Source organism: Bradyrhizobium sp., assembly GCF_049581145.1.
In the GTDB taxonomy this organism is placed as follows: Bacteria; Pseudomonadota; Alphaproteobacteria; order Rhizobiales; family Xanthobacteraceae; genus Bradyrhizobium.
Genome location: NZ_JBAURI010001327.1, coordinates 1 through 6,559 on the forward strand (window position 1 = coordinate 1; position 6,559 = coordinate 6,559).

The 6,559-nt window shown below is 64.7% G+C and carries 6 protein-coding genes; 3 read left to right on the top strand and 3 right to left on the bottom strand.

Features of this window, described 5'->3' with window-relative positions; translation table 11 throughout:
• From WCB02_RS42280 to WCB02_RS42290, 3 genes are all read right to left on the bottom strand, one after another.
• A partial coding sequence (locus WCB02_RS42280; RefSeq protein WP_423969052.1) for an extracellular catalytic domain type 1 short-chain-length polyhydroxyalkanoate depolymerase occupies positions 1 to 1,030 on the bottom strand: 1,030 nt, incomplete at its 3' end.
• A gap of 5 nt (positions 1,031 to 1,035) precedes the next feature.
• A complete protein-coding gene (locus WCB02_RS42285) occupies positions 1,036 to 1,455 on the bottom strand; it encodes a CopG family transcriptional regulator (protein WP_423969062.1) in 420 nt (139 codons plus the stop codon).
• Positions 1,456 to 1,781: 326 nt separating this feature from the next.
• The gene (locus tag WCB02_RS42290) at positions 1,782 to 2,993 is read right to left on the bottom strand and encodes an MFS transporter (RefSeq protein ID WP_423969055.1); all 1,212 of its coding nucleotides are present in this window, start codon (positions 2,991 to 2,993) and stop codon (positions 1,782 to 1,784) included.
• A gap of 158 nt (positions 2,994 to 3,151) precedes the next feature.
• Here WCB02_RS42290 and gcvA point away from each other — a divergent pair, with 158 nt between their 5' ends.
• The 3 genes from gcvA (at position 3,152) to WCB02_RS42305 (ending at position 6,442) form a co-directional block, all read left to right on the top strand.
• Positions 3,152 to 4,141, top strand: coding sequence for a transcriptional regulator GcvA (gene gcvA, locus WCB02_RS42295; protein WP_423969058.1), 990 nt, complete (start codon positions 3,152 to 3,154; stop codon positions 4,139 to 4,141).
• A gap of 499 nt (positions 4,142 to 4,640) precedes the next feature.
• Positions 4,641 to 5,057, top strand: coding sequence for a DUF1236 domain-containing protein (locus WCB02_RS42300; RefSeq protein WP_423969060.1), 417 nt, complete (start codon positions 4,641 to 4,643; stop codon positions 5,055 to 5,057).
• A 923-nt stretch (positions 5,058 to 5,980) separates the two neighbouring features.
• Positions 5,981 to 6,442, top strand: a complete 462-nt coding sequence (locus WCB02_RS42305; RefSeq protein WP_423969064.1) for a DUF305 domain-containing protein — start codon at positions 5,981 to 5,983, stop codon at positions 6,440 to 6,442.
• Positions 6,443 to 6,559 lie beyond the last annotated feature (117 nt).

Here is a 6,559-nt window from a genome sequence, read left to right on the forward strand (position 1 = left end):
TGAGGATCGTGCGGGTATAGGCATGGCCGCCAGGGACCCGCCCGCGATGCACCTGCTTTTGCATGCGCGTCGTTCCGATGGACTGCTCGAGAATCTGATCGCCGTTGTTGGGATGCACCGTGGTGTCGCGATCGCCGTGAAACACGATGGTCGGGACGGCGCGCCGATCACCTCGCCGTAAACGTTCGTCCGACCCGCGACCTTGTCGCATGGCGACCAACGCCGAGGGAAGGTCGACCGCGGCTCCGCAGGCCAGGCCGGAATGCACGCCGATTGCCGCGTACAGGTCGCTGTAGGTTGCCCCCAGGTTGGCGGCAGCCGCCGCTCCAGCGGACAGGCCGCCGACATAGACGCGCTTTGGATCGACCGAATGGTCCCGCATGATCTGGCGCGTGATGCCCGCGATCAGCGAAGGTTCGCCGCTGCCCCGCTGCTGATCGGCGGCGCGAAACCAGTTCCAGCATTTTGCCTGGTTGGCTTCGCTGGGCTGCGCGGGATAGACCACGAGGCAAGCCTGTTCCTCGGCGATGAAATTCATCCGCGTACCGGCGGCGAAATCATCCGGCGACTGAGTACAGCCATGCAGCATGACGACCAGAGGGCGCGGTTGCCCCTGGTCGCGGCTGGGGATGAAGAGCTTGTAGGCGCGGCTTCCCGCCTGATTGCCATAGGTACCTGCGATGAATCTTGCGCCATCCGGCACGAGATCCGACAGCGGGGCGCGCTGAACGACGCCTGGCCTGCGGAAACCGGCGGGCAGCTTCGTCCGATCGAGCAGCGCGCGGAGCGCGAGCGGTCGAGCCGATGCGGCCTGCGCCGAGTCGGGACGATGCCTCGCCTCAGTCGCGTTGACCTTCAGGTCAATAATTGGCGGCTCATGGCCTGCAACAGCGGTGCGATCGATCGTTCGCCTTGTCGCATTGGGCGCGCTTGCACCGCGAAGCATGCGCTGGAGCAGCGCCGTAGCCTCGAGGAGCCGGCCCGCGCGGGTGAGACGTGTGGCTTCGCGAATGATGTCCTGTTTCAGCATCGCTTTCACCGCATCCTGTCGGCCAGAGCGGCCTTGACCGCCGCACTGGCATGCAGAGCTCCCAGCACGGAGACCGAGGCGATCGTAGCGCGCGCCAGCTCGGGCGTGACGTCTGGTGCAATAGTGGCAAGGCCCAGCACATTGATGTGCAGCATGTCGCCGGCCCGGCGCACCGCTTCGAGATCGTCGCGGCTGTAGTTCCGCAGGCCGAGGTCGAGGCTCTTTCGAGCCGTGGACTGCCTGACCACGTCGGCGTGACGTTCGAGCTGGTTGCGGATCGCGGTGCGAATGAAATCGGTTCGGTTCGAATAGAACCCTTCCTGCACCATCAGATCGACGTGTCCGAGGTCGACATAACCAAGGTTAATGGTGATTTTTTCGGTATCCGCGGGTCGGGGCCGGAGTTCGTGGATATTGTTGGACATGAGGTTTTGCCATCCATTGACCATCTGCATGGATGTTATTTGGATGTTGAAGGGCGATTGTCAAGGTGCATCCCGGGCTGGTTCTCGAGTTGCCGACGCCGGCCTTCGGAACTGGCGCATTGTCACTTTCTCTTTCGCGAGCTGGGCTGCCAGGAAGTCGTGGGTCTCCGCCGTCGAACTCCGGGCCGAGGACATAAGGCGCGGTATCGAATTTGACCCCATTCATCGGCCGCCTGGGCGCGCGCGAACTGATGGCAGACGACGGCAATCAAGATGACCAGCCCAACTCGTCTGAGGATGACAGTCAGACGTGTGCGCCGCGCGCCTCAATCGCGGGTGGAGCTTCGGCTCGCCGAGAGCCGCGGCGCCAAAGCGATCGCGAGCGGCAAAACGGCTGCGGCCGTGAGTGCCGTCGCGATCATGGCGCCGTGTGAACCGACCGCATCGCCGAGCAGGCCGAACAGGATCGGCGCTGTCGCACCGGCGCCGATCGTGCCGGTGTAGAAGGTCGCGAACGCCCGCTCGGTGCGATCGGAGGGCGCCAGGTCCGGAACGGTGCCGTAGAGCACCGAGGATGTGCCGTTGAGCATGACGCCGACGACGGGCAACAGGGTCAGCACCGCGACCAGCGGCAGCACCAGCACCGACAGGATTGCTGCGGCCGTGCCCGCTTCGGTCAGAAGCACCGTCGCGATCACGCCGAACCGCGCCCCGAGCCAGCCGCAGGCGAACTTCCCCGCCGCTCCGCCCATGAACACCAGGGCCAGCGCCAGGCCGGTCGTCGACAACGATGCGCCCTGCTCTTTCAGCAGGAACGGCAGGAAGGTGAGAAATCCCATGCGCACGCTGGAATCGAGGATTCCGATGGCGAGCAGGAGTGCGAATCCTCGATGCGTGCCGGAAGCGTGATGTTCGACTGTTTTGCCGGGGGCGATCGGCTTCAGGTTGGCCGGAAAAAACAGCGCGACGGCGATTGCCACGACCGCGCCGAGCGCGGCGAGATACCACACCATATGATGCCAGGACATCAGGCCGAGCAAAAGCGATGCCCCGCCCGGAATCGCAGCCTTGCCGATATCGCCGGCGAAATTGTAGGTGCCGAGCGGGCCGCGCGCGTCGTCCTGATAGGCGCGCGAGACCGCGGCCGACGCGATCGGGTGTTGCGTGCTCAGGCCGCAGCCGGTCACCACCAGGGCAGCGCATAATCCGGCCAGCCCGGCCGAATGGCCGGCAAGCAGGTAGCCGATCGCCGCCAGCAGCGTACCGAGCACCAGCGTGGTGCGGCCGCCGAAACGTTCCGCCAGCCGTCCGGCCGGCAATTGCAGTCCTGCCATGGTGGCGGCAGCGACACCGCGCAGGAACGCGAGCGCACCGTAGCCGAGCCCGAATTCGGCCTGCCAGATCGGCAGCAGCAAATAGATCAGATCCGTGTAGCCGTCATGCAGCGCATGGGCCGCACAGGCCGTCCAGAGCGTGCGGCCGCGAGATGCGGCCCTGGCAACATCCGCGTTTTTGCTGTTTGCGTCGAACGCCGTCATCGGCAACCTCATTGGCTTTTTGGTTCCCGCAAAGAGAGGATTCCTCCCGGGATTGATCCGAGCCTGCGACGAATTCCAGCCGCTGGGGCCGGCATAGTTCAGTGGCGGCAGGCCTTCAACTGCGCTATTTTCTCCGGAGACGGGAGGAAAACTCACCCATGGGCGAGAATGAACTGCCACCCCTCAATGCGATCCGGGCTTTCGAGGCCGCGGCCCGACGCGGCAGCTTTGTCGAAGCCGCGAACGATCTGCACGTCACACACTGGGCGATCGGCAAGCAGATCAGGCATCTGGAAGACTGGCTCGGCGTGGCGCTGTTCGAGCGACGCACGCGAGGCGTCGCGCTGACCGACCATGGCGCCGATCTGCTGGCAGATGTCAGCGCGGCGCTGGTGCGCCTGACATCGGCGACGGCCAGGCTGCGCGGGCCTCAACCCGCGCGCCGCGTGTCCGGCACGGTTCGCGTCAACGCGCTGTCGAGTTTCGCGCTGCGCTGGCTTTTGCCGCGGCTTGCGCGATTCCAGGACGCGTATCCGGGCATCGAGGTCAAAATGTCAACCACGTCGCGCAAGTTGCGCTATGTCGGCGCCGCCTTTGACATCGGCATACGAACGGGCGTGGAGCGCGGCTCCGGATTCCGATGCGAGACGCTGATGCCGGACCGGCAGCTTCCTGTCTGCAGCCCGGCAATCCTGCGCGAGCGGCCGGTGGAAACCGCGCACGATTTGCGACGCCACGTCCTGCTGCATTCCACCACGACGCGCTCGGCATGGCCAAATTGGCTTGCGGCGGCGGGTGTCGCGGGCCTGACGCCGGCTCGACACATCGAGCTCGACCACGTCTACCTCCAGCTGCAGGCCGCCGTCGACGGCCTGGGCGTCGCGCTCGGATCGCTGCACCTGATCGAAGCGGACATCGCAGCCGGCCGCCTGGTTTGTCCGATCGCGGCCCCCGAATTGCGGGCCGGCGACTATCAACTCATCATCAGCGATGATCGCCTGCGCGATCCCGCCATCAAGGCTTTCCGAAGCTGGATTCTCGCCGCCGCCAGCGAGCCATTGCCGGGCATCGATCCACCCTTCCGCCAAAATCGCCCGGCGGCGCCGCCGCGCGGACGGACGAGGTCCAATGTGCGGCGCGGTGACTGACGGGTCGGCGTCGGATCCGGGTTGTGTGACAACGCGAAGGCGATCGATCGCGATTGAACGAATTAGGCGTTAATTGTCGTCGCGCTTCTGAGTTTTTCGGCAGTTTCGTGCCACAAGCGCCACGCATTCACCAAGTCTATCGCAGCACGCCTTTGCCGGCATCGCTGCTGGAGACGTTCACCCCTACCAGACCGGGCGGCTTTACCTGGTCGGGGTCGATGACGCGGCGGGTCTTGCGGTTCATGAGCTCGGCACGGCGCAGTGAGGGAGCTTTACGATGCCGCGGGCGGGCGGCGGCCGTTGACGGCCTGCTTTACCGGCCCTGAATCAACGAGCCGATGACTTTCGAAATGTGACCCCGCGCGGATAACGCGACCGCCACGCGCACTCTCCTTTGATGCCGCGACCCGTTGCTGCGCAACGGCCAATAACTTCCCGGTTCGGGAACCTATTCTGCGCCGGCGACTTGTCGTGCACCCATCCCAACCAAGGAGTTACCATGATCCGCCGTTTTGTCGGAGCCGCCGCGCTCGCCGTCGCGGTCCTGCTTCCCGTCGCAAGCCAAGCCCAGGGCGTCCCCGAAGGCGTCGAGCGAGGTGCCCGGGATGGAGACAGGGCGGCGGGTCCGGTCGGGGCCGTGGTTGGCGGCGTGGTCGGCGGCGTCGTTGGCGGAGTCACCGGCATCCTTGGCGTCGATCAGCGGCCTCGCTTCCGCTCCTATGTCGTCGAACAGCGGCATCCGTCCTATCAGTACAACGAAGACGTCAGGGTGGGCGCGGTGCTCCCCGAAGAAGGCGTTACCTATTACGACGTGCCACCGGAATATGGCGTGCGCGAGCACCGCTACACCATCGTGAACGGCCGCACCGTCCTGGTCGACCCGCGAACCCACCGCATCGTCGAGATCGTCGATTAGTGACAAAGGGCCGTCTCCCAGAGACGGCCCTTTTTTCGGCGCGGAGCACAGCTTGGCGGGGCGGGTTGGAGGCGACTTGTCTGCCGTCGCTCGAAGCGCAAAGGCGGATGCCAGCGATCTCGCCGCGAGCGCCGGCGGATTGTACCCGTCGGAGTTCGCCTTGCGCGGACCTTGTGGCCTACCCTCCGCCCTGCTTGCTGACATTTCTCCTTCGACCGTAGCGCGCCATTCTCAGCGGTCGCGGGTCATCGACCGCAAGGCTCCGTCTCGCCGCCATTGTTCGATGATCAGGCAGCCTCCGGGACGTCGTGCAGCGCGGGTATGTCCGCCTGCGGGCAGGACGCGGCGGCGCCGGCACGCGCTTGGTCGTCGCTGAAATCAACGGGCAAACGAGCGCAGCGATATCGGGGATTATCATCTGCATTGATCCCGCATATCGCTGCGCTGATGCGGGCTGCCCGGTGCAGAGTTGAGCCTGTGCTGCATTATCGTCCCGCCTCAAGCCGGGACCCATAGCCACAGGCGTTTATTGTTGATCAGGTGGGGCTCCCGTCTTCTCCCCAACACAAGCCGGTGATTATCGGTCCCGGCTCAAGGCCGGGACGACACCGGAGTTTTGTGCTCGTTCAAGACGTGCCGCCGGATCACTCGGCCAGAATTCCAGATTCGTGAAGACCGGGGTCGCTTCCGACCGTAACGTTTGCGTGAACCGGCTGCGGCGCAGTCTTCTGGTTTTGCGCTCTCTATCTCTTTTTGCCACCTCTGATCGCCAAAGTTTCTTTGCCGCGGGTGGAATAGAACGCACCCGCATGCGTCAAGAGCGGTGCAAGCGATGGAGCAGAGCGATGTTGCAATATCTCAGACCCAGTCTCCTTCTCAAACCAAGTCTCCTTGTCAAACTTAGTCTCCTTCTCAAACCAACTTTGGGCAAGGCGGTATTCTGCGCGCGGCTGCTGTTCGCCTTCGCCCTTCCCCCATTGGTGTTCGCGCACGAGGCGCATCCCGCGACCGAGGCGGCGGCGACGTCCGACGAGAGCGCGTTCCTCCGCGAGAACGACGGCGCGATGACCAAAATGATGAATGCGATGGAGGCGAAGCCAACCGGCGATATCGACCGTGACTTCGTCGCCATGATGGCGCCGCATCATCAAGGCGCGATCGACATGGCCGTGATCGAGCTGCGCTACGGCAAGAACGAGCAGTTGCGGCGCATCGCGCAGGAAATCATCGTCGACCAGATGCAGGAGATCGCGGCGATGAAGCTCGCCATCGGCGAGCCGGTCACAACCTCCGCGCCGGCGCCGACCAATCCGGCCCCGGCCGTGGAGAGCGAATCCGACCCGATCGATTTTTCCGGCCACATTTGCCGTAGCGAAAGGAAGTAGACCATGCACCAGGTCCGAAAAACGCTTTTGGCCGCGACCATGCTGACCGCCTGGAGCCATGCGCAAGCCGGCCAGGCGCCGGGCGCGGCAGCTTCCGCCGATGTTCCGATCAGCCAT